Source organism: Mesorhizobium helmanticense, from assembly GCF_003034915.1.
GTDB classification, from domain to species: domain Bacteria; phylum Pseudomonadota; class Alphaproteobacteria; order Rhizobiales; family Rhizobiaceae; genus Mesorhizobium; species Mesorhizobium helmanticense.
This window is the reverse complement of record NZ_PZJX01000047.1, coordinates 91,574-113,462: the sequence shown is the minus strand read 5'-3', so window position 1 is coordinate 113,462 and position 21,889 is coordinate 91,574. Positions and strand designations below refer to the sequence as shown.

The following is a 21,889-nucleotide window of genomic DNA, read 5'->3' as shown; positions in this document are numbered from 1 at the left end:
CCAGAAATTCATTCCGAGGTCGCCAGTCAAAGGGAATCGCATGTCAGACGGGTCGCAAGCCAGACAGTTCGAGGATGACGCCATGGGCGTCGGTCACACTGGCATGTTCTACCAGATCGAAGGACCATCGTTGAGTACTTTCTGCCACTTCGGCGCGGTAATCCCGGCCTTTGTGGAACAGGCCGCGCGCGCCCTTGGTCAGCCAGGGCGATGCCAAGTCGAGCAGCATGGGGAGCGGCGCCAGCGCCCTAGCCGTGACGAGTTCTGGTGTCGGAACAAGAGGATAGCTATCGTCGATGCGGCGCGCGACGACCCGCGCCGGCAGGTTGAACTGCCCGACGACCGTTTGCAGGAACGACGCTTTTTTCCGATTGCTTTCAACGAGATCGATGCTGGCGCCATCGCGCTCGGCAAGCAGAAAGGCAAGAACCAGGCCGGGAAAGCCGCCGCCCGAGCCGAGATCGACCCAGCTCTTCGCCTCGGGCGCGATTCGAGCGAGCTGGGCGCTGTCGAGGATGTGACGGCCCCAGACATCGTTCATCGTCGAGGGCGCGGCAAGATTTATGCTGCGGTTCCACTTCTGAAACACCCCTTCAAACGCGACCAGGCGCTCGAATGTTTCACGTGAAACCGGGCCGGCTGCCTCTTGCAGGCTCGCCCAGGACGCAGCGCTCACGCAACATCCCTTCGCGCGGCCTCGGCGTTGCGGACATGCGCGACGATGATCGCCAGCGCCGCCGGCGTCATGCCCTCCATGCGCTGCGCATCGGCAATGGAGCGCGGCTGGCGTGCCCGCATCTTCTGCTTCAGTTCGTTCGACAGGCCAGGCACTGCCGTAAAGTCGAGCGAAGCCGGAATCAGCCGGCTCTCCTCATGCCTGATCTGCGTGACATCCGCCTGCTGGCGGTCAAGGTAAACGGAATATTTCGCCTCCGTTTCAAGGCGTTCCGCCGTCTTGGCATCGATCGCGCCGAACTCGGGCGCGATCCTCGTCAGCCAGGCGACGTCGACGCCGGGATAAGCCAGCAGTTCATAGGCCGAGCGGCGCACGCCGTCCTTGTTGATCTCCAAGCCATGGCGCGCCGCCTCGTTGGGCGTCATGGTCGTGCCAAGTGCCAACGCCCGCGCCGTCTCCAGATCCTGCACGACTTCATTGAACCGCTGTGTGCGTTCCCGCGAAGCGATCCCGAGCTTCATGGCCAAAGGCGTCAGCCGCTCATCGGCATTGTCGGCCCTGAGCGACAGCCGGAACTCGGCCCGCGACGTGAACATGCGGTAGGGTTCGCTGATGCCGCGGCTGGTCAGATCGTCGACCATCACGCCGATATAGGCCTCGGTACGGCTGAGCACGATCTGGTCGCTGGCCGAAGCCTTCCGGGCGGCATTCAGGCCAGCCAGCAAGCCTTGCGCCCCGGCTTCTTCATAGCCCGTCGTGCCGTTGATCTGTCCGGCCAGGAACAGACCGCCGATCCGCTTCGTCTCCAGCGTCGGCTCGAGCTCGCGCGGATCGACGTGATCATATTCGATGGCGTAGCCGGGCTGCAGCATGCTTGCGCGCTCCAGGCCGGGAATGGTCTTCAATATGTCGAGCTGCACATCTTCGGGCAGCGAGGTCGAAATGCCGTTCGGGTAGACGGTGTCGTCGTCCAGCCCCTCGGGCTCGAGGAATATCTGGTGGCCCTCTCGGTCGCCAAACTTGACGATCTTGTCCTCGATGGATGGGCAGTAACGCGGCCCGACGCCTTCAATCGAGCCGGAAAACATGGCGGAGCGGCCGAGATTGGCGCGAATCAGCTCGTGCGTGGCCGTCGTGGTGCGCGTAATGCCGCAATGGATCTGTGGATTCTCGATAGCGTCGGTCATCAGCGAGAACGGCACGGGATCTTCATCCGCCGCCTGGCTCTCCAGCGACGCCCAGTCGATGGTGCGGCCGTCAAGCCGCGGCGGCGTGCCGGTCTTCAGCCGCCCAAGCTTGAAGCCCGCGCGGCTCATCGTTGCCGACAGGCCGAGGCTCGCCTGCTCGTTCATGCGGCCGGCGACGATCTTCCTCTCGCCGATATGGATGAGACCGCGCAGGAACGTGCCGGTCGTCAGCACCACGGCGCCGCAGCCGAGTCTTCGGCCATTGGCCAGCAGTACCGCCACCATGCGCCCATCGTCGATTTCGAAATCCAGCACCTCGCCCTCGACCACGTCGAGATCGTTCTGCTGCCGAATCGCTGCTTGCATGGCAAGGCAATAGAGCTTGCGGTCGGCCTGGGTCCGCGGCCCACGCACCGCCGGCCCCTTGCGGCGGTTGAGCAGCCGGAACTGGATGCCGGCCGCATCGGCGACGCGGCCCATCAGCCCGTCCATGGCGTCGATCTCGCGGACCAGATGGCCCTTGCCAAGGCCGCCGATCGCCGGATTGCAGGACATGACGCCGATCGTGTCGAAGCGCAGCGTCACCAGGGCAGTCCGCGCCCCGGCGCGCGCGGCAGCACTCGCCGCCTCGCAACCCGCGTGGCCGCCGCCCACCACAACCACATCATAGCGATCGGTCATTCCAGTGTTCCAGTTTCAGAGTGGTCGACACATGTCCCCGCTGGGCCGCGCTGTCAAGGACGCAGGGCAAGCTCGTTTCACGTGAAACAGTGCAACTTCGTCATCCTAAGGCGAAGCAAGGAGCGCAGCGACGCAGCGCAGACCCTAGCATCCATGCCGCGACATCAATGGCAAACGAAGGCCTGCCCGAATCGAGTATTTTTTCTGCGCGTCAGTTCAACGACAAAGGCGTGCTGCGGCAGAGACCATTCCGAATCGCTGCGTCGTTCGGCTGAGGTAACGGCATGGATCCTTGGGTCTGCGCTCCGCTTCGCGTTCGCTAAGCCCTAGGATGACGAGCGATAGCAGTCGCCCATGTTTCACGTGAATCCCTAACCCGCCGCCGCTCTGCAATGTTTCACGTGAGTCATTTCCCAATGCAGAACTGCGAAAAGATCACATCCAGCAAATCCTCGACGTCAACCGACCCGACGATTCGTCCAAGTCGATCCGCCGCCAGGCGCAACTCCTCCGCCCGCAACTCCTGCCCGCGCCCGTCCTCGGTCAACGCCGCCAGCAGAAAGCGCCTGGTCTCGTTAAGAAGTTCGACATGCCGCAGCCGCGACGGCAGGATATCGCCCGCTTGACTGATTTCTGCCTCAGCGCGACGTCCGATCTCTGCCAGCAACTCAGGCACACCTGTGCCATCCCTGACCGAAATCGCAGCATCATAATCTGCCGCCAGCAACTGCGGCTCGATCAAGTCAGCCTTTGTTCCAATCCTTAACACCGGCGCGTCGGTCGGTATCGCGCCGACTGGAACCGGATCGGCCATGTCCTCCAGCACGAGCAAGAGGTCGGCGCCATGGGCCTTGGCGCGCGCCTTCTCGATGCCGATCGCCTCGACCTTGTCCGGCGCTTCGCGCAGACCGGCCGTATCGGTGACCCTGACCCGCACACCACTGAGATCCAGCACCACTTCAAGCAGATCGCGGGTCGTGCCGGGCTCATCGGTGACGATCGCTGCCTCGCGCCGGGCCAGCGCATTGAACAGGCTGGATTTTCCGGCATTCGGCGCCCCGAGGATGACGACTTCGAACCCGTCGCGAATGATCTCGGCGGCCCGGAACCCTTCGACATGGCGGCCGATCTCGTCGACCATCGCCCTGACATCCTCCCAGACCGCGTCCGCCACGGAACCAGGCACATCGTCCTCGTCGGCGAAGTCGATCTCGGCTTCGATCATCGCGCGCGCATGGATGAGCCGCCGGCGCCAGCCGAGATAGAGTTCGCTCTGCGCGCCCTCGGCATTTTGTACGGCAAAGCGCCTTTGTGCCTCGGTCTCTGCGTTGACCAGATCGGCCAGCGCCTCGGTTTCGACCAGATCGACCTTGCCGTTGAGAAAGGCGCGCCGGGTGAATTCGCCGGGCTCGGCATGCCTGACACCGTCGAAGCCCGCGATCGTCTCCAGCATTTTTGCCGCGATGGCCCGTCCGCCATGAACATGGAACTCGGCGACATCCTCACCGGTAAAGCTGTTTGGAGCCGGGAAGAAGACCACCAAGCCGGTGTCGAGCAAGGTTCCATCCGCTGCCCGCAGCTTTCGCAACGTCGCGACGCGGTCCTTAACCATACCGCCGGCAATCGTTTCGACAACGAATCGAGTCCGCGCCCCCGAAATGCGGATCACGGCAATGCCGGCGGGCAGGCGGCCGCTGGAAAGAGCAACGATGGAATCGCTTGAAATCATTTGCCCGCTCTATTCAACCGCCCTAGCTTCCCGGAGAACCGTCCCACAAACCGAGTTGCTCCGTGACGTTGCCTGCGCAAAACCTGCTTGCCGAAGAAGCCAGCCCCTATCTGCAGCAGCATAGCGGCAATCCGGTACACTGGCGGGCCTGGTCGCCCGCGGCCCTTGCCGAAGCCAGGGCGCTGGACCGGCCGATCCTGCTCTCCGTCGGCTACGCCGCCTGCCACTGGTGCCACGTCATGGCGCATGAGAGCTTCGAGAACGACGGAGTGGCCGCCGTCATGAACCGTCTCTTCGTCAATATCAAGGTCGACCGCGAGGAGCGGCCCGACATCGACCAGATCTACATGGCCGCGCTGTCCTCTATGGGCGAGCAGGGCGGCTGGCCGCTGACCATGTTCCTGACCCCGGACGGCAAGCCCTTCTGGGGCGGCACCTATTTTCCGCGCGAGGCACGCTACGGCCGCCCCGGCTTCATCCAGGTGATGGAAGCGGTCGACAAGGCCTGGCGCGACAAGCGGCCGAGCCTCAACCAGAGCGCCGACGGCCTGACGAGCCATGTCGAACAGCGGTTGGCCGGTGGCCATGCCAAGACCGCGCTCGACCGCGCTACGCTGGAAAACCTAGCCAGCGGCATCGACGGTATCATCGATAGGGATCTGGGCGGCCTGCGCGGTGCGCCCAAATTCCCCAATGCGCCGTTCATGCAGACGCTCTGGCTGTCCTGGCTGCGCGACGGCGCCGCTTCCCATCGCGACGCCGTGCTGCTCAGCCTCGAAAAGATGCTGGCCGGCGGCATCTACGATCATGTCGGCGGCGGCCTGAGCCGCTATTCGACCGATGCCGAGTGGCTGGTGCCGCATTTCGAAAAGATGCTCTACGACAATGCCCAGTTGATCCGCCAGTGCAACTGGGCCTATGCGGCATCGGGCAATGATTTGTTCCGGGTACGAATCGAACAGACGGTAGGCTGGCTGCTGCGCGAGATGCGCGTCGAGGGCGGCGCCTTCGCCGCGAGCCTCGACGCCGATAGCGACGGTGAGGAGGGGCTTTTCTACACCTGGGACAGGGATGAGATCGAAACCGTCCTCGGCAACGAATCAGCCTTGTTTTTCAAATACTTCACGCTTTCTGCCCCGCATGGCTGGGAGGGCGAGCCGATCCTCCATCAGACAACGGCCCAGCAGGCGCAAAGCGTGGCCGATCGCGACCGGCTGGTTCCGCTGAAGGAACGGCTGCTGGCAACGAGAGAAAGCCGCGTCAAGCCTGGGCGCGACGGCAAGGCCCTGACCGACTGGAACGGCTTGGTGATCACGGCCTTGGCCGAGGCGGGGCGATCCTTGGACAGGCCCGACTGGATCGAAGCGGCTGAGATTGCTTTCGCCCATATCGCCAATGCCGGGCAGGACAAGCGACTGCCGCATTCGATGCTCGGCGCCAGGAAGCTGTTTCCGGCTCTGTCCAGCGATTATGCCGCCATGACCAACGCCGCGATTGCGCTGTTCGAGGCCACAGGCAACTCGAACTACGTCGATCGGGCACGGCAATTCATCGAACAGCTCGACCACTGGCACCAGGACGAGAACAAGACCGGCTACTATCTGACCGCGTCGGACAGCACCGATGTGCCGATCCGCATCAGGGGCGATGTCGACGAAGCCATTCCTTCGGCCACCGGCCAGATCATCGAGGCTCTGGTCCGGCTGTCTTCGGTCACCGGCGATCTCGACCTGCTGGAGAGGGCCTGGACAATCGCCGAACACGCGGCCGGCCGTGCAGCCCACCAGGCCCATGGCCAGGCCGGCATCGTCAACGCCTGCGCTTTGGCACTCGAACCATTGAAGCTGGTGATCGTCGACAGTCCAGTGAATCCAATGCTTGTTCCGGTTGCGAATCGAAATCCAGACCCGCGCCGGGTGGATATCGTTGTGCCCATTGGTACGGACGCGAATCGGCCAACATTGCCCGGCGGCATCCTGCCGCCAACCGACAAGCCCGGCGCCTGGTTGTGCACGGGGCAGGTCTGTTTGCCGGTGGTGAAGGAAGCCGAAGAGCTGGAGCGCCTGCTGCGCCGGTAAGCCTCGCGCCGCTCTTCCTTCTCCCCTTGTGGGAGAAGGTGGCCGACCGAAGCTCGGTCGGATGAGGGGTGTTCCAGCTTGGCACCAACAACGATCCGGCCAGCACCCCTTAACCGTCTCGGCGCTGCGCGCCGATCCACTTTCTCCCACAAGGGGAGAAGGACAGGCCGGGCACAGCCCGACCCTTACGTATTCATCGAATCGAAGAAATCCGCATTCGTCTTGGTCTGCTTCAGCTTGTCGATCAGGAACTCGATCGCGTCGGTCGTTCCCATCGGCGCGAGAATCCGGCGCAGCACGAAGACCTTCTGCAGGTCCTGCTTGGAGACCAGAAGGTCTTCCTTGCGGGTGCCGGACTTCAATATGTCCATGGCCGGGTAGATGCGCTTGTCCGCCACCTTGCGGTCGAGCTGGATTTCGCAGTTGCCGGTGCCCTTGAACTCTTCGAAGATGACTTCGTCCATGCGGCTGCCGGTGTCGATCAGCGCGGTGGCGATGATGGTCAGCGAACCGCCTTCCTCGATATTGCGGGCCGCACCAAAGAAGCGCTTCGGCCGCTGCAGCGCATTGGCGTCGACACCACCGGTCAGCACCTTGCCCGATGACGGCACCACGGTGTTGTAGGCGCGGCCGAGGCGGGTGATCGAATCGAGCAGGATGACGACGTCGCGGCCATGTTCGACCAGGCGCTTGGCCTTCTCGATCACCATTTCGGCGACCTGGACGTGGCGTACCGCCGGCTCGTCGAAGGTCGAGGAGATCACCTCGCCCTTCACCGAGCGCTGCATGTCGGTCACTTCCTCCGGCCGCTCGTCGATCAGAAGCACGATCAGGTAGCATTCCGGATGGTTGGCCGTGATCGAATGCGCGATATTCTGCATCAGCACGGTCTTGCCGGTGCGCGGCTGTGCGTTGATCAACGCGCGCTGGCCCTTGCCGATCGGCGCCACCAGGTCGATGACGCGCGCCGAGATGTCCTTGCTGGTCGGATTGTCGATCTCCATCTTCAGCCGTTTGGTCGGATAAAGCGGCGTCAGATTATCGAAGTGGATCTTGTGGCGGATCTTCTCGGGGTCATCGAAATTGATGGTGTTGACCTTGAGCAGGGCGAAATAGCGTTCGCCTTCCTTCGGGCTGCGGATCGGCCCTTCGACGGTATCGCCGGTCTTCAGCGAAAAGCGGCGTATCTGCGAGGGCGAGATATAGATATCGTCGGGACCCGGCAGATAATTGGCATTGGCCGAGCGCAGGAAGCCGAAGCCGTCCTGCAGCACCTCGACGACGCCGTCGCCGATGATCTCGATCTCCTGCGCTGCCAGCTTTTTCAGGATGGCGAACATCAGCTCCTGCTTGCGCATGACGCTGGCATTCTCGACCTCGAGCGATTCGGCATAAGCGATCAGCTCTGGTGGTTTCTTGTTCTTGAACTCGGTGAGTTTCATTTCTTGCATAGACGGACTCTGAATCGGATTTGGGAAAAAAGATCGGCGGGATGCGACAAATGCCGGGCGCGGCCGAAAGCGATGAAGGGGCGGCGCATGACGGGAAGGAAGACCCGTCTTTTATCGTCGGTCGGGTGAAAGAGCAAGCCGCCTTTTGCTGGTCACACCAGCAGCGCCATAATGCGTCAGAACGGCTTCACGATAACCAGCACGACAATGACGATCATCAGCAATGTGGGGATCTCATTGACGATCCGCCAGTGCCTCGCCGGTTTTTCGTTGCGATCCTCGGCGAATTTGCGCACGGCGCCGGCCAGATAGCCGTGAACGGCGGAGAGGCCAACCACCCCCGCTATCTTGGCATGCAGCCAGCCGCCGTGGAAACCGAAGCCCTTCCAGGCAAGCCAGAGGCCAAACGCCCAGGTGACGACCATCGCCGGATTGATGATGCCGCGCAGCAGGCGGCGCTCCATCACCTTGAAGGTCTCCGACTGCACCGAACCCTTCTGCGCATCGGCATGATAGACCATGAGCCGCGGCAGATAGAGCATGCCCGCCATCCACGAAATGACGGCAATCACATGGATCGCCTTCGCCCATGGATAGAAATCATCCGGCCCGAACAAGAACAGCAGCCCGGCAAGAACGAGGAAAACGGCAATCGCGATTGCCGCCCGGCGCATCGCCGTTCCGCCCCCATTGGCGCCGCCTTCCTGGCCGCCTTTGCCCATCATCGTCATGATGCGCTCCTCACCAGCTTCACCATCTGCTCGACATGCGCCAGCGGCGTCTCCGGCGTGATGCCATGGCCGAGGTTGAAGATCAGCGGCCCGTTGCCCAACGCCTTCAGGATCGCTTCTACGCCCTCGGCAAGCGCCTTGCCGCCGACCACCAACCGCAGCGGATCGAGATTGCCCTGGACAGCGCCATCTCGCTGCAACTCTCGCGCCGCTGTCAGCGGCACGGTCCAATCGAGACCAAGGCCGGTCACACCGGTCTTCTGCCGATAGCTGCGGTAGTGATCGCCAGCGCCCTTGGGAAAGCCGATGATCGGAACATCGGGATGAACGGCTCGAACCTGCCTGACGATCTCGGCCACCGGTTCTACGCAAAACAATTCGAAGGACGCCTCGTCGAGCACGCCGGACCAGGAGTCGAAGATCTGCACCACATCGGCGCCGGCTTCGATCTGGCGAATGAGGTAGGCGGCGGAATGATCGGCCAGCACCTTGAGAAGTCGGGAGAAAGCCGCCGGCTCTCGATAGGCGAACAGCCGCGCCGGCGCCTGGTCGGGCGTGCCGTGGCCGGCGATCATATAGGTCGCCACCGTCCACGGCGCGCCGCAGAAGCCGATCAGCGTTGTCTCTCCAGGCAATTTCGCGCGCAACCGGCGCACCGCCTCGTAGACCGGTTCGAGATTCACGTGAAACGTTTCGCCATCGAGAGCCGAAATCTCCACGGCCGAGATCGGCGTCAGCAGCGGTCCACGGCCTTCCTCGAAGCGCACGTCGCGGCCCAGCGCATGCGGCACGACCAGGATATCGGAAAACAGGATCGAGGCGTCGAAGCCGAAGCGCTCGATCGGCTGCATCGTCACCTCGACGGCAAGATCGGGATTGTAGCAAAGATCGAGGAACGAGCCGGCGCGTTTGCGCGTCTCCCGGTACTCCGGCAGGTAGCGGCCGGCCTGACGCATCATCCAGAGCGGCGGCGGCGATACCGTCCTGCCCTTCAGCACGTCCAGCATGATGCGGTTCTCAGGCATTCAGCGCTCGCCTCTCCCGGCTTCTCTATAATCAAATATTCTATTTCTAAGAATCTTCTGATTCTAAGAGTCTGTTGGTTGTGGTGGTTGTCACCTGTCCCGCTTTACCCCGGCAAAGACCAGCCAGCATATTGTCGCGTGCTTCTCCATCGGGATTGTAGGACTTTGTGGAAGGCCGGGAATCGCCCACTGGAGTCAATGGCTTATCGCCGCCCCGGGGAAAACGGCCCTGTGGATGACACGAAGGCAAAAACACTCGTCCACGGATTTGTCCCCAGCGGCCCGGCGAAGTCGACAGCGCATCGAATTGTGGACAAACTGCCATCTGATACAGTCGCCCCCGGCCGGCAGCCCTTTCCGTCCAGCCTTATCCACATCGGCCCACAGCCTGGAATGACCCCTGTGAACAAACCGCAGAGCTTCTTTCACCTCCATTTGATTTCCGATGCCACCGGCGAAACGCTGCTCGCCGCCGGCCGCGCCGCGTCGGCGCAATATAAGGACGCGCGCGCCATCGAGCATATCTACCCACTGATCCGCACCGAAAAGCAGGTGGCGAAGGTGTTCGAGGATATCGAGGAGGAGCCGGGCATCATCCTCTATACCGTCGTCGACCAGAAGCTCGCCCGCGGCATCGACGAGCGCTGCGCCACCATGGGCCTGCCTTGCGTCTCGGTGCTGGAGCCGGTGCTGACCGTGTTCCAATCCTATCTCGGCACCCCGGCCGGCCGCCGCGTCGGCGCCCAGCATGTTCTCGACGCCGACTATTTCCGCCGCATCGATGCGCTCAACTTCACCATGGAGCATGATGACGGCCAGCTGCCGGCCAATATGGATGATGCCGACATCGTGCTGATAGGCATCTCACGCACTTCCAAGACGCCGACCAGCATCTATCTCGCCAATCGCGGCATCAAGACCGCCAACATTCCGATCGTGCTTGGCGTGCCGGTGCCGGAAAGCCTGGTCAATGCCAGGACGCCGCTGATCGTCGGGCTGATCGCTACCGCCGAGCGCATCTCGCAGGTTCGCCAGAACCGCATCCTGTCCAACACCACTTCCTACGAGCCGACCGACTATGTCGACCGCGCCGCGATCAACGAGGAGCTTGCCTATGCCCGCCAGATCTGCACCCGGCATGGCTGGCCGATGATAGATGTCAGCCGCCGCTCGATCGAGGAAACGGCCGCTGCCATCGTTGCCCTGCGCGGGAAGAACAGATAGGATTCGAGCGCTTGTGCTGTGGGCGGCTCTTTCCTTCTCCCCTTGTGGGAGAAGGTGGCCGCGAAGCGGTCGGATGAGGGGTGTTCCAGCTTGACACCGATCGCTCCGTCCAGCACCCCTCAACCGTCTTGGCGCTGCGCGCCAATCCACCTTCTCCCACAAGGGGAGAAGGAAAGATCGGGCGAAAAAATGACCGAAACAATCATCCTCGCTTCGGGCAGTCCGTTCCGCAAGGCTATGCTCGTCAATGCCGGCGTTGCCATCGAGGCGGTCCCGGCAGAGGTCGATGAGCGGGCGGTGGAAGCGCCGTTGCAGGACAGCGGCATTTCGCCGGAGGATGTCGCCCTGGTGCTCGCCGAAGCCAAGGCCACCGAGGTCAGCGAGCGCAGGCCCGGCGCCCTGGTGCTCGGCTGCGACCAGACGCTGTCGCTGGGCGACGAACTGTTCCACAAGCCGGCCGATATGGAGGGCGCGCGCCGCCATCTCCTGGCGCTGTCGGGCAAGACCCATCAGTTGAACAGCGCCGCGGTGCTTGCCCGTGACGGCGATATTCTGTGGCGCCATGTCGGTGTCGCCAGCCTGACCATGCGAAAACTCGATCCGGCCTTCATCGGCCGCCATCTGGCGCGCGTCGGCGCCAAGGCGCTGGCCAGTGTCGGCGCCTATCAGATCGAGGGCGAGGGCATCCAGCTTTTCGAAAAAATCGAGGGCGATTACTTCACCATAGTAGGCCTGCCGCTGTTGCCGGTGCTGGCGAAGCTGCGCGAGCTCGGAGCCATCGATGGCTGAAGGGTCAAAAAAAGCCTTCGTCACCGGCCATCCGATCGCGCATTCGCGGTCGCCGAAGATCCATGGCCATTGGCTGGCCAAATACGGCATCGACGGCAGCTACCGGGCGATCGATGTCGCGCCGTATGACTTTGCCGAATTCGTGCAAACACTCGCGGCAAACGGCTACCGGGGCGGCAACGTCACCATTCCGCACAAGGAGGCGGCCTTTGCTCTTGTCTCGCGTCGCGACGATGCGGCCGATGCGATCGGCGCGGTCAACACGCTGTGGTTCGAGGACGGCGCCCTGTGGGGCGGCAATACCGACGGCCACGGCTTTGCCGCCAATCTCGACGAGCACGCGCCGGGCTGGGCTTCCAATGGCCCGGCCGTGGTGCTCGGCGCCGGCGGCGCGTCGCGTGCGGTCATCCACGCTCTGATCGAGCGCGGCGTCAGCGACATCCGCATCGTCAACCGGACGCTGGCGAGGGCTGAGGAGCTCAGCCATCGCTTCGGCAGCAGCGTGTCCGCGCATGGCGTGGCGGCGACAGGCGAGTTGCTGGCCGATGCCGGCCTGCTCATCAACACCACCGCGCTCGGCATGCATGGCAATGAAGGCCTTTCCGCCGACCCGGCGGGATTGCCGGCCCATGCGCTGGTCACCGACCTCGTCTATGTGCCGCTGGAGACGCCGCTTCTGGCTGCCGCCCGGGCGCGCGGCCTGAAGACGGTCGACGGGCTCGGCATGCTGCTGCACCAGGCCGTGCCCGGCTTCGAGCGCTGGTTCGGCGTGCGGCCTGAAGTCACCGCCGAACTCAGGCGGATGATCCTGGCCGATATCGGTGCCAAATGATCGTGCTCGGTCTCACCGGATCGATCGGCATGGGCAAATCGACGACGGCAAAGATGTTTGCCGAGGCGGGCGTGCCCGTCCATGATTCCGACGAGGCGGTGCACCGGCTCTATGCCGGCAAGGCCGCGCCGCTGGTTGAGGCCGCCTTTCCCGGCACCACGGTTTCCGGTGCGGTCGACCGCGCGAAGCTGGCCGGGCCCGTGCTCGGCGATGCAGCGGCGCTGAAACGGCTGGAAGCGATCATCCATCCGCTGGTGCGGGCCGATGCCGATGCCTTTCTGGCCAGGAATCGCGCCGCCGGCGCGCCGCTTGTGGTTCTCGATATCCCGCTGCTGTTCGAGACGGGCGGGCGGGGCAGGGTCGACAAGGTGGTGGTCGTCACCGCGCCGGCCGACATCCAGCGCGCCCGCGTTCTGGCGCGGCCGGGCATGAGCGAGGCCAAGCTGGCGGCGATCCTGGCCAGGCAGGTTCCCGACGCCGAAAAACGTCGGCAGGCCGATTTCATCGTCGATACCAGCCAGGGCTTTGACGTCGCGCGGGCGTCGGTGAATGCGATTATCGCCGAACTGACCGGGGATAAGTCGGGCGCCTGACGCCAGCTTTTCCATTGCCATTTTGTTCTGGTGTATGATCTGCTCGTTCAGGACGGACTGATTCGATGCGCGAGATCATCTTCGATACGGAAACCACCGGTCTCGATTCCCGCGAGGACCGCGTCATCGAGCTCGGCGGCGTCGAGCTGGTCAACCGCTTTCCGACCGGCCGCACCTTCCATCATTATATCAATCCGCAAGGCCGCCCGATCCATGCGGAGGCGCAGGCCGTGCACGGCATCAGCGCCGCCGACCTCGTCGGCAAGCCGACCTTCAGCGACATCGCCGAGGAATTTCTCGCCTTCATCGACGGCGCCAGGCTGGTCGCCCACAATGCGACGTTCGATATCGGCTTCCTCAACCTCGAATTCGGCCGGCTCGGCCACCCGGCCATCGATCCGGGTCTTGTCGTCGACACGCTGGCGCTGGCGCGCCGCAGGCATCCGATGGGTCCCAATTCGCTGGACGCGCTGTGCCGGCGCTACGGCATCGACAATGGCCGCCGCACCAAGCACGGCGCGCTGCTCGATTCGGAATTGCTGGCCGAGGTCTATATCGAGCTCATCGGCGGCAAGCAGGCAGCACTCATCCTGGATAGCGTGGCGGTGCAGGTCAACGGTGCGGGCGAGGTCGCCGACATCGACATCTCCATTGCCGCCAGGCCGACCGCCCTGCCGCCGCGCCTGACCGACGCCGAGCGCGCCGCCCATGCCGGGATGGTGGGTTCGCTGGGCGAAAAGGCGCTGTGGTTGAGGGTTGCGGCGGGGTAGGCGGCACGACGAAGCGAGGATCGTTTCGGCTAGTCTCGAACGTTGGTGCGCAATCCAGACAACAAAAAGCCCGGCGCGAAGCCGGGCTTTTCAAAAGCTACCGGGCAATCAGCCTCAGCTTACCTGGACCTTGCCGGCGGCCTGGTCTTCGGCCAGCTTCTGCTGGAACATCTGCGCGAAATCGATCGGGTCGAGCATCAGCGGCGGGAAGCCGCCATTGCGCGTCGCCTCGGCGATGATCTGCCTGGCGAACGGGAAAAGCAGCCGCGGGCATTCGATGAACAGGATCGGCAGCATATGTTCCTGTGGGAAGCCGCTGATGGCGAACACGCCGCCATAGACCAGCTCGACATTGAACAGCACTTCCTGGTCGAAGGACGCCTTGGCGTTCAGTGTCAGGTTGACGTCGAACTGCTTGTCGGAAAGCGGGTTGGCGTTGACATTGACGTTGATGGCGATGCCGGGGGCCTTGTCGCGGCCGCGCAGCGAGTTCGGCGCGCCGGGGCTTTCGAAGGAAAGATCCTTCACATACTGGGCGAGTACGTTGAGCGAGGGCTGCGCCGTGTTGCCATTGCCATTGGCCGCGCCGGTCGGCGCGTCGTCATTGCTGGCCATTAGCCGTTGTCCTTTTGCCTCGGCGGCATTGCCGCCGGATTGAAATCGGGCGTTCGCTACCATGGCCGGCATGACAAGACAAGTTTTGCAGGCGCTATTCGTCCTTGAGGCGGCGCCACGGAGAATTGTGATCGGGGCCACGGGTGTAATCGTCGCCGCGCGAATAATCGCCATCGTCCAGATCGATGACCTTGTCGCGGGGCCGGGGCCGGAACCCGCCGGCGCCGAAATCGGTGGCCACCACGATGCGGCCTTTCAGCAGCCGCCAGGCGAGATCGCGAACCATTGGCAGCAGCAGCAGAATGGCGAAAATATCGGTGATGAAGCCGGGGATGATGAGCAGGATGGCGGCCAGCACGATCATGGCGCCATGCGCGAGCTGGCGGCTTGGGTCGCGTCCGGCGTCCATTTCGGCGCGCACGCGCGCCATGACGCCAAACCCCTGGTGTCGGAGCAGCAGCATGCCCGCCACGCTCGAAGCCAGCACCAGCCCGACCGTCGCCAGCGCGCCGACCTGGCGGCCGACTACGACGAAGCCAGCGATCTCCAGCAGAGGGAGCGCAAGCAGGAAGAGGGGAAGCAGCGAAATGCGCAAGTCGTGACCGATCGTTTCCATGTTTTGCCGGCCGGCGGGCAATCGCCGCTGGCAGTGGGCCATTTAGATAGGTATGCCTGCCTTTGATTTGAATGATTGCAGCTTGCGTTCTATATGCTTTGGATGTTGAACGCTATGCGACCGCCGCTCTTGCTTGGCGCGCGGTCCGGCCGGAGTAGGGATTGATTGGCGGAAGATATGGGATTCTTCGACTTCGGCACGATTTTCTTTCTGATCGCGGCGGTGGTGATCTTTTTCCAGCTGCGCAATGTGCTCGGCCGCCGCACCGGCAGCGAGCGCCCGCCTTTCGATCCCTATACGGCAAGCCGCACGGGCGACAAGGACGCTGCCAAGAAGCCCGAGAACGTGGTCTCGCTGCCGCGCAAGCGGGCGCCGGGAGAGCCGGCGGACGACATCTATGCCGCGATCGACGCCTTCGCCAAGCCCGACACCGATCTCAACAAGGGCCTGCGCGCGATCAAGGACAATGATCCGACGTTCGAGCCGAAGACCTTCGTCGACGGCGCCAAGATGGCCTATGAGATGATCGTCATGGCCTATGCCGACGGCGACCGCAAGACGCTGAAGAACCTGTTGTCGCGCGAGGTCTATGACGGTTTTGTCGCGGCCATCGGCGAGCGCGAGGCGAAATCGGAAAAGATCCAGTCCTCCTTCGTCGGCATCAACAAGGCCGACATCGTTTCGGCCGAGATGAAGGGCGGCGAAGCGCATATTACGCTGCGCATCGTCAGCGAACTGATTTCGGCGACCCGCGACAAGGCCGGCGCGGTTGTCGACGGCGATCCCGAGACCGTCGCCGAGGTCAAGGATGTCTGGACCTTCGCCCGCGACACGCGCTCGCGCGACCCGAACTGGAAGCTCGTCGCCACCGAAGAAGAAGATTGATTCCAATGCATGTCGCCCAAAAGTGCGCAGCGGTTTTTGGGGTTAACGACATGCATCAAGCAAAGAAGCATGTCGCCCAAAGGTGCGCTTCGGTTTTGGGATGACGACATGCATGAGAGGTCGGCTGCGAGGCCTGTCGTGTCGCTATCTCAGGCTTTCAGCCAAAAAACGTTCGATGAGCTGCCCGGCTGGGCCGAAGACGATCATCTCCAAGCCTTTGCTGCCTTTCGCCGTTCTGCCTTCCATGTCCTGACCAGGCCCTATCGCTCCGGCGCCCTCGGCGTCGATTTCAGCGCCTTTGCCCAGGCCTATGCGGAAGCGCGCACCGTTTCGTTGGCGAATCGGTTGCCATCTTTGGATCGGAAGGAGGCGCGGGACTTCTTCGAGCGCCATTTTGTTCCCGCGCATATCCGGGCCGAGGATGGCGGCGCCGGCCTCGTCACCGGCTTCTACGAACCCGTGGTCGAAGCCTCGCCGGTCCGCACCGGGCGATTTGTCGTGCCGCTGCTGTCCCGCCCGGCCGATCTCATCGACATCGACGACGCCAACCGGCCCTCCGGCATGGATCCCTATCTCGCCTTCGGCCGCGACACGCCGGACGGACCGGTCGAATATTTCGACCGTGGCGAGATCGAACGCGGTGCGCTGGATGGCAAGGCCCTGGAAATCGCCTGGCTCGCCGACAAGGTCGACGCTTTCTTCATCCATGTGCAAGGATCCGCACGGCTGAAAATGACCGACGGCCGGCTTTGCCGCGTCACCTATGCCGCCAAATCCGGCCAGCGCTTTACCGGAGCGGGCAAGATCCTGGGTGCGTCAGGCGAAATCCCGCTGGAAAAGGTGACGATGCAATCGATCCGCGCCTGGTTCAAGGCGCATCCGGACCGCGTCGACGAGATCCTGTGGCAGAACCGCTCCTATATCTTCTTCCGCGAGGCAGCCGTCGACGACCGGGAGCTCGGCCCGATCGCCGCCGCCAAGGTGCCGCTGACGCCGGGGCGTTCGGTCGCGGTCGACCGTCTGCTCCATACATTCGGCACGCCCTTCTACATCGACGCGCCGTCGCTGACCGCTTTCGACGCAAAACCGTTCCGGCGGCTGATGATCGCGCAGGACACCGGCTCGGCCATCACCGGACCGGCGCGCGGCGACCTGTTCGCCGGCTCGGGCGATGCCGCCGGCGAGATCGCCGGCGTCGTCCGCAACCCCGCCGACTTTTATGCGCTGATCCCGCGCTCGCTTGTTGGGCGCGCACGATGACCAGGCGCAACGACAGGCTGAGCGAGGACGACCGGGTGCTGTGGAACCTGGTGGCGCGCACGGCCAAGCCGCTGAAGGGCAGGCTTGCCGTCGATATTCCCGAAATTGCTGCTGAGGCGAGGCCGACACCATCGCAATCGATCCAGGCCGCCGCCAGTCTGGCAGGTGCCGCAAAGCCGAAAACGCAGCATGTTTCGCACGCGCTCGACGAACCGACGCTAGACAAACTGTCCAAGGGCCGGCTGCCCATCGAAGGCCGCGTCGACCTGCATGGCCTGACCCAGGACGAAGCCTATTCGCTGTTGTTCTCCTTCCTGCACCGGGCGCATGCCGGCGGCGTCCGCTATGTGCTGGTCATCACCGGCAAGGGGTCGTCCTCGGGCGGCGACGGCGTCTTGCGGCGCGCCGTGCCGGCCTGGCTGTCGACACCGGCCTTCAGGCCGCTCGTCTCCAGCCACGACCATGCCGCGCGCAATCATGGCGGCTCGGGCGCACTCTATGTCCGCTTGCGGCGGGTGCGCTGATGACCCCGTTCGGCGAGAAGCTGCGCCAATTGCGTGGTGAACGCGGCGTCAGCCAGAAGGCCATGGCCGAGGCGATCGGCGTCAGCGCCGCCTATCTGTCGGCGCTGGAACATGGCCGTCGCGGCGCGCCGACCTGGACGCTGATCCAGAAGATCATCGGCTATTTCAACATCATCTGGGACGATGCCGAGGAATTGGCGCGGCTGGCCGAGAGCTCGCACCCGCGGGTGAAGCTCGACACGTCGGGCCTTACGCCCGCCGCCACCGAGCTTGCCAACCTCCTGGCCGAAAACATCGAAAAACTGGACGAGGCCGAGCTTCGCCGTATCACCGCATCGATCCGCGCAGCACTCGGCCGACGGCCGTAGGTTACTCCAAGGGCGCCGGCTCCACTATAAAGCGATGCCCGCCGGCGGGGAGCCAGCGGGCATGTGGCGAGATTACTTTGCGCCGGCCTGGCCGCCGCGGCCGCCACGATCGCCATGGTCGCGACCGCCGTTTCCACCGCCCAGGCAGTTCGAGTCGCCGTCACCGCAACAGCGGCCGCTCCACAGCTCGTTGGTCGAGGTCTTGCCACAGCTGGTGATGGTCTGGTCGGCCAAAGCGGATCCGGCCAGCGACGATATCGCGACGGCGGCGAGAACTGTATTTCGCAAAAGTGCAGTCATCTGAATTCTCCGTGGTTGTGTTTTCCGTCTACGGCCATGTGTCGCTGGCCAATGCGGTTTGGTTCACGGAGAGCGCGAAATTTTTCGGAGGCGATGGGATGCGTGGCTGGGGTTACGGATCGCCTTGGCCCGGTCGAGCGCGCCGCGCTTTAGCGATATGCCGAAGTGAAGGATTGCGGGTGCCTGTCCCTGCGCCGCAGCGGTTTTGGCGTCGCGGCATGTATTCCAGGGTCTGCGCCGCGTCGCTTCGCTCCTTGCTTCGCCCCAGGATGACGAGGCGCGCTACTGAACCGCGCCGACCAGAACCTGCTGGCCACCACGGATCGAGACCCAGCGGCCGGTGTTGTCGATCGCCTGCCGTTTGAGGAAGCGGTAACCGGTCTGGTCCCAGGACAGAACCTTGGTGGACAGATTGTCGAGGACGTAGTCGCCCTTGGTGGTGCGCACCGTCAGCACCGCGTGGCCCTCGCCGTCGGGCTTGCGCACGACGGTTATCAGCAGGTCGGAGAACGACACGCCGAGGCGGTTTAGCTCGCGGCGCTTTTCCAGGACATAGTCCTCACAGTCGCCGACGCCCTTGTCGGGATAGGCCCAGACCTCGTCCTTGCCATAGATGTCGTAGTCGCTCTCCGGCTTGACGGCGGCGTTGACCCTGTCGTTGACGCCGATCAACTTGCGCCAGAGCGAGTTGGTCATCGCGGCGGGATCGAGATCGGCCGGGCGGATCGAACACTCGCCCGGACTGGTCTTGCAGAAGTCGTAATGACCGATCGGTTGCGATGTCGGGCCACCCGTCACCATTGGACTGGCTGCCAGAGCCGCCGTCGCCCAACCTCCCGAAATCGCCAGCCCGGCCACGACGTACCGGCACAGCTTTCGCGCCACCCTTGAGGAAATCATTGTCCCCGCTCGTCCCTTGTTGTTAACGAAACGTTAAGGGCGATTTACACTCCGTGTCAATTATGCAAACGGCGAGAATTTCGACATGGTTACCGGCAGGGCCGAAAAAGCGGCTATTGTGCAACAGCCTACCCCCTTCGGCCTACCACGCCTTCCCTAGCGCTTGGCGGCGCGCACCAGCCTCGGTTTCACCGCAACGCGGGTCTGGCGGCCATAGCTGGTGATGAAGTCGACGATGCGCGGCACGATTTCGGAGCGGAAGCGCGAGCCGTTGAAGACGCCGTAATGGCCGACCGCCGGCTGCATGTAGTGGGCGTGCCTGTCGGCGGGGATGTTGACGCACAGATCGTGCGCGGCCTTCGTCTGGCCGAGGCCGGAGATATCGTCATTCTCGCCCTCGACCGTGAACAGGGCGACATTGCGGATGTTGGACGGATCGATTGCCACGCCGCGATGCATCATCTCGCCCTTGGGCAGGGCATGGCGGACGAACACGGTGTCGACGGTCTGCAGGTAGAACTCCGCCGTCAGGTCCATCACCGCCAGATATTCGTCGTAGAAATCGCGGTGCTTCTCGGCATTGTCGCCATCATGCTTCACCAGATGCATGAAGAAGTCCTTGTGGGCGATGATGTGGCGGTCGAGATTCATGCTCATGAAGCCCGAGAGCTGCAGGAAGCCGGGATAGACCTCGCGGCCGAAACCCGGCACCGGCCAGGGCGCCTGCAGGATGACATTGTCGCGGAACCAGTCGATGCCCTTTTCCTCGGCCAGAAGGTTGACCGCGGTCGGGTTGCGGCGGGTATCGATCGGCCCGCCCATCAGCGTCATCGTCGAGGGAACGAACGGGTCGCCCCGCGTCTCCATCAGCGCCACCGCCGCCAGCACCGGCACGGAAGGCTGGCACACCGCCATGACATGGGTGTCGGGCCCCAGCGCATGCAGCATGTCGACGATGTAATCGATATAGTCGTCGAGGTCGAAGCTGCCATCGCTGAGCGGCACCATGCGGGCGTCGACCCAGTCGGTGATATGCACGTCGGCATGGGGCAGCATCGCCTCGACCGTGCCGCGCAGAAGCGTCGCGTAGTGGCCGGACATCGGCGCCACGATCAGCAGCTTCGGATCGGGCTTGCGGCCGGCCGGAACGGCCCGCTCGAAACGGACCAGATTGCAGAAAGGCCGCGACCAGACGGTCTTTTCGCTGACCTCGACATTCTTCCAGTCGACGACCGTCTTCGCCAGGCCGAAGCGCGGCTTGGAGTAGCGGCGCGTGGTGCGTTCGAACAATTCGGCCGCCGCCGCGACCGAACGGCCCCAATGCGTGTGCGAAAACGGATTGAGCGGGTTGGTGTAGAGCAGCCGCACCGCATCGGCATAGAGGCGCGCCGGCTGCAGGGCGGCGTGGTTCAGTTCATAGAGCTGGTAGAACATCGGGAACCCCGCGGCTGCAGTACCAAGAGGACGACGGGCAGCGCCGAACCCTGAAATGTCTGCCGGGGAGGTTAGCAACAAATTGCTGCAATGCAATACGTCAAGCGCCGTGATCTATGCACTTCTTTCTGCCAAGGCCTTGGGAATCAGCGCTCGGCAGCCAGAGCCGGCTCAATGTGCGCCTGCGAAAACAGGGAGTGGTGTCCGGCGGGACTCTGCTTCTCCGCCGGAGCAGAATTTCCAGGCAGGCTCAGACGCGTGCCATGCACACGGACGTGTGACCCGAGCCGATGAAGCCGAGCCGGCTGGCGGCGCCCTTCGACAGGTCGAGCACACGCCCCTTGATGAACGGGCCGCGATCGTTGATGCGCACGACGACGCTGCGGCCATTGTTGCGGTTGGTCACCTTCAGCCTTGTGCCGAAGGGCAGGCTGCGGTGCGCCGCGGTCAATGCCGAGGGATTCATGCGCTCGCCGGATGCGGTCTTGGAATGCAGCGCGTACCAGGAGGCACGTCCGCACTGGGCGGCGGCGGAGGAGGTGGATGCGCCGACCATCAGGCCAGCCGCTATCGTCACCGCGACAAGCGCGGTCTTGTTGTTCTTCTTCATTTGGAAAGGCTCCGTTGACAGAACCGCGCCGTTAGGTGGCGAATAAGGCAGTAAATGCGGCAAACCTCCGGCAGTTCCGTGGCAAGAGCACACGTTTGGAGTCGCTGCGAAACAGTCTGTCAGAGTTTTTCCGTCATTGGAGCACGAGTCTTGGCTGATATCCGGATCGATATCGCAGATGTCTTCAGCAAGATCGCGCGCCGGAACATAAGTGTAGACGAGCGCGTTCGGATCGCTTCCTTAGGAATATCATCGCGGTCATGGCGAACGCGATCGGCAGAGCCAGGATCGACTTGGCAAGGAGATTCATAATGACCAGATTGATCAAGAACCTGCTGGCGCTGCTCGTGATCGCCATCGGCGTGGTGTGGTCGCTGCAAGGCATGGGCGTGGTCCAGGGCAGCTTCATGACCGGCCAGTCGCAATGGCTTTATGCCGGTATCGTCACCGCGCTGGTCGGCCTGGCGGGGCTGATCTGGGCGAATCGTTGACGCCCGTGAACCGGTCAGGAAGTCGGTACCTGACCCGCGCTCCGTGACCAACAACCGGAATTTCATTCCGCATCTCGCCGGGCGATTGGCACGATCTATCTTCTTTCGGACTGCAAACGG

General features: G+C 63.5%; 23 protein-coding genes. 11 read left to right on the top strand and 12 right to left on the bottom strand.

Annotation, left to right across the window (positions count from 1 at the left end; translation table 11 throughout):
- Positions 1-43 precede the first annotated feature (43 nt).
- The 3 genes from rsmG to mnmE form a co-directional block, all read right to left on the bottom strand.
- The gene (rsmG, locus tag C9427_RS25790) at positions 44-676 is read right to left on the bottom strand and encodes a 16S rRNA (guanine(527)-N(7))-methyltransferase RsmG (protein WP_107651885.1); all 633 of its coding nucleotides are present in this window, start codon (positions 674-676) and stop codon (positions 44-46) included.
- On the bottom strand, positions 673-2,544 hold the full coding sequence (gene mnmG / locus C9427_RS25785) for a tRNA uridine-5-carboxymethylaminomethyl(34) synthesis enzyme MnmG (RefSeq protein WP_107651884.1): 1,872 nt from the start codon (positions 2,542-2,544) through the stop codon (positions 673-675). Before mnmG ends, rsmG begins: the two co-directional genes overlap by 4 nt.
- 406 nt (positions 2,545-2,950) lie before the next feature.
- A complete protein-coding gene (mnmE, locus tag C9427_RS25780) occupies positions 2,951-4,273 on the bottom strand; it encodes a tRNA uridine-5-carboxymethylaminomethyl(34) synthesis GTPase MnmE (RefSeq protein ID WP_107651883.1) in 1,323 nt (440 codons plus the stop codon).
- Positions 4,274-4,335: 62 nt separating this feature from the next.
- Between mnmE and C9427_RS25775 the strand changes: the two genes are divergently transcribed.
- The gene (locus C9427_RS25775; RefSeq protein ID WP_107651882.1) at positions 4,336-6,351 is read left to right on the top strand and encodes a thioredoxin domain-containing protein; all 2,016 of its coding nucleotides are present in this window, start codon (positions 4,336-4,338) and stop codon (positions 6,349-6,351) included.
- 185 nt (positions 6,352-6,536) lie between these two features.
- On the opposite strand, the gene rho is transcribed toward C9427_RS25775, so the two are convergent.
- The 3 genes from rho to hemE all read right to left on the bottom strand — a co-directional run bounded on the left by rho (position 6,537) and on the right by hemE (position 9,558).
- The gene (gene rho, locus C9427_RS25770) at positions 6,537-7,802 is read right to left on the bottom strand and encodes a transcription termination factor Rho (protein WP_006326593.1); all 1,266 of its coding nucleotides are present in this window, start codon (positions 7,800-7,802) and stop codon (positions 6,537-6,539) included.
- A gap of 176 nt (positions 7,803-7,978) precedes the next feature.
- Positions 7,979-8,533, bottom strand: a complete 555-nt coding sequence (hemJ, locus tag C9427_RS25765; RefSeq protein ID WP_107651881.1) for a protoporphyrinogen oxidase HemJ — start codon at positions 8,531-8,533, stop codon at positions 7,979-7,981.
- Positions 8,530-9,558, bottom strand: coding sequence for a uroporphyrinogen decarboxylase (hemE, locus tag C9427_RS25760; RefSeq protein WP_107651880.1), 1,029 nt, complete (start codon positions 9,556-9,558; stop codon positions 8,530-8,532). Before hemE ends, hemJ begins: the two co-directional genes overlap by 4 nt.
- A 309-nt stretch (positions 9,559-9,867) precedes the next feature.
- Here hemE and C9427_RS25755 point away from each other — a divergent pair, with 309 nt between their 5' ends.
- The 5 genes from C9427_RS25755 to dnaQ all read left to right on the top strand — a co-directional run bounded on the left by C9427_RS25755 (position 9,868) and on the right by dnaQ (position 13,766).
- The gene (locus C9427_RS25755; RefSeq protein WP_425351680.1) at positions 9,868-10,782 is read left to right on the top strand and encodes a pyruvate, water dikinase regulatory protein; all 915 of its coding nucleotides are present in this window, start codon (positions 9,868-9,870) and stop codon (positions 10,780-10,782) included.
- Between the two features lie 189 nt (positions 10,783-10,971).
- A complete protein-coding gene (locus tag C9427_RS25750) occupies positions 10,972-11,571 on the top strand; it encodes a Maf-like protein (RefSeq protein ID WP_107651879.1) in 600 nt (199 codons plus the stop codon).
- Complete coding sequence (locus C9427_RS25745) at positions 11,564-12,403, top strand: shikimate dehydrogenase (protein ID WP_107651878.1); 840 nt, start codon at positions 11,564-11,566, stop codon at positions 12,401-12,403. Before C9427_RS25750 ends, C9427_RS25745 begins: the two co-directional genes overlap by 8 nt.
- The gene (gene coaE / locus C9427_RS25740) at positions 12,400-12,996 is read left to right on the top strand and encodes a dephospho-CoA kinase (RefSeq protein ID WP_107651877.1); all 597 of its coding nucleotides are present in this window, start codon (positions 12,400-12,402) and stop codon (positions 12,994-12,996) included. Before C9427_RS25745 ends, coaE begins: the two co-directional genes overlap by 4 nt.
- 65 nt (positions 12,997-13,061) lie before the next feature.
- Positions 13,062-13,766, top strand: a complete 705-nt coding sequence (gene dnaQ / locus C9427_RS25735) for a DNA polymerase III subunit epsilon (RefSeq protein ID WP_107651876.1) — start codon at positions 13,062-13,064, stop codon at positions 13,764-13,766.
- Between the two features lie 114 nt (positions 13,767-13,880).
- Here dnaQ and secB read toward each other — a convergent pair whose 3' ends face one another.
- Entirely contained in the window at positions 13,881-14,381 is a 501-nt protein-coding gene (secB, locus tag C9427_RS25730) for a protein-export chaperone SecB (RefSeq protein ID WP_097575244.1), read from the bottom strand.
- 94 nt (positions 14,382-14,475) lie between these two features.
- On the bottom strand, positions 14,476-14,997 hold the full coding sequence (locus tag C9427_RS25725) for an FxsA family protein (RefSeq protein WP_167434482.1): 522 nt from the start codon (positions 14,995-14,997) through the stop codon (positions 14,476-14,478).
- Positions 14,998-15,174: 177 nt separating this feature from the next.
- Here C9427_RS25725 and C9427_RS25720 point away from each other — a divergent pair, with 177 nt between their 5' ends.
- From C9427_RS25720 to C9427_RS25705, 4 genes are all read left to right on the top strand, one after another.
- The gene (locus C9427_RS25720; RefSeq protein WP_107651875.1) at positions 15,175-15,882 is read left to right on the top strand and encodes a Tim44/TimA family putative adaptor protein; all 708 of its coding nucleotides are present in this window, start codon (positions 15,175-15,177) and stop codon (positions 15,880-15,882) included.
- Positions 15,883-15,990: 108 nt separating this feature from the next.
- Entirely contained in the window at positions 15,991-17,142 is a 1,152-nt protein-coding gene (gene mltA, locus C9427_RS25715; protein ID WP_425351679.1) for a murein transglycosylase A, read from the top strand.
- Complete coding sequence (locus tag C9427_RS25710) at positions 17,139-17,666, top strand: Smr/MutS family protein (RefSeq protein WP_107651874.1); 528 nt, start codon at positions 17,139-17,141, stop codon at positions 17,664-17,666. Before mltA ends, C9427_RS25710 begins: the two co-directional genes overlap by 4 nt.
- Entirely contained in the window at positions 17,666-18,034 is a 369-nt protein-coding gene (locus C9427_RS25705; RefSeq protein WP_107651873.1) for a helix-turn-helix domain-containing protein, read from the top strand. Before C9427_RS25710 ends, C9427_RS25705 begins: the two co-directional genes overlap by 1 nt.
- A 72-nt stretch (positions 18,035-18,106) precedes the next feature.
- Here C9427_RS25705 and C9427_RS25700 read toward each other — a convergent pair whose 3' ends face one another.
- The 4 genes from C9427_RS25700 to C9427_RS25685 all read right to left on the bottom strand — a co-directional run bounded on the left by C9427_RS25700 (position 18,107) and on the right by C9427_RS25685 (position 21,278).
- Positions 18,107-18,334: a hypothetical protein gene (locus C9427_RS25700; protein ID WP_107651872.1), complete on the bottom strand. Its 228-nt coding sequence runs from the start codon at positions 18,332-18,334 to the stop codon at positions 18,107-18,109.
- Between the two features lie 282 nt (positions 18,335-18,616).
- Positions 18,617-19,234 carry a transglutaminase-like cysteine peptidase gene (locus C9427_RS25695; protein WP_107651871.1) on the bottom strand — a complete coding sequence of 206 codons (618 nt, stop codon included), beginning with the start codon at positions 19,232-19,234 and terminating at the stop codon, positions 18,617-18,619.
- 156 nt (positions 19,235-19,390) lie between these two features.
- Positions 19,391-20,668: a polyhydroxyalkanoate depolymerase gene (locus tag C9427_RS25690; protein ID WP_107651870.1), complete on the bottom strand. Its 1,278-nt coding sequence runs from the start codon at positions 20,666-20,668 to the stop codon at positions 19,391-19,393.
- 250 nt (positions 20,669-20,918) lie between these two features.
- The gene (locus C9427_RS25685) at positions 20,919-21,278 is read right to left on the bottom strand and encodes a septal ring lytic transglycosylase RlpA family protein (RefSeq protein ID WP_107651869.1); all 360 of its coding nucleotides are present in this window, start codon (positions 21,276-21,278) and stop codon (positions 20,919-20,921) included.
- 311 nt (positions 21,279-21,589) lie between these two features.
- Between C9427_RS25685 and C9427_RS34195 the strand changes: the two genes are divergently transcribed.
- Positions 21,590-21,769: a hypothetical protein gene (locus C9427_RS34195; RefSeq protein WP_167434481.1), complete on the top strand. Its 180-nt coding sequence runs from the start codon at positions 21,590-21,592 to the stop codon at positions 21,767-21,769.
- Positions 21,770-21,889: the final 120 nt, after the last annotated feature.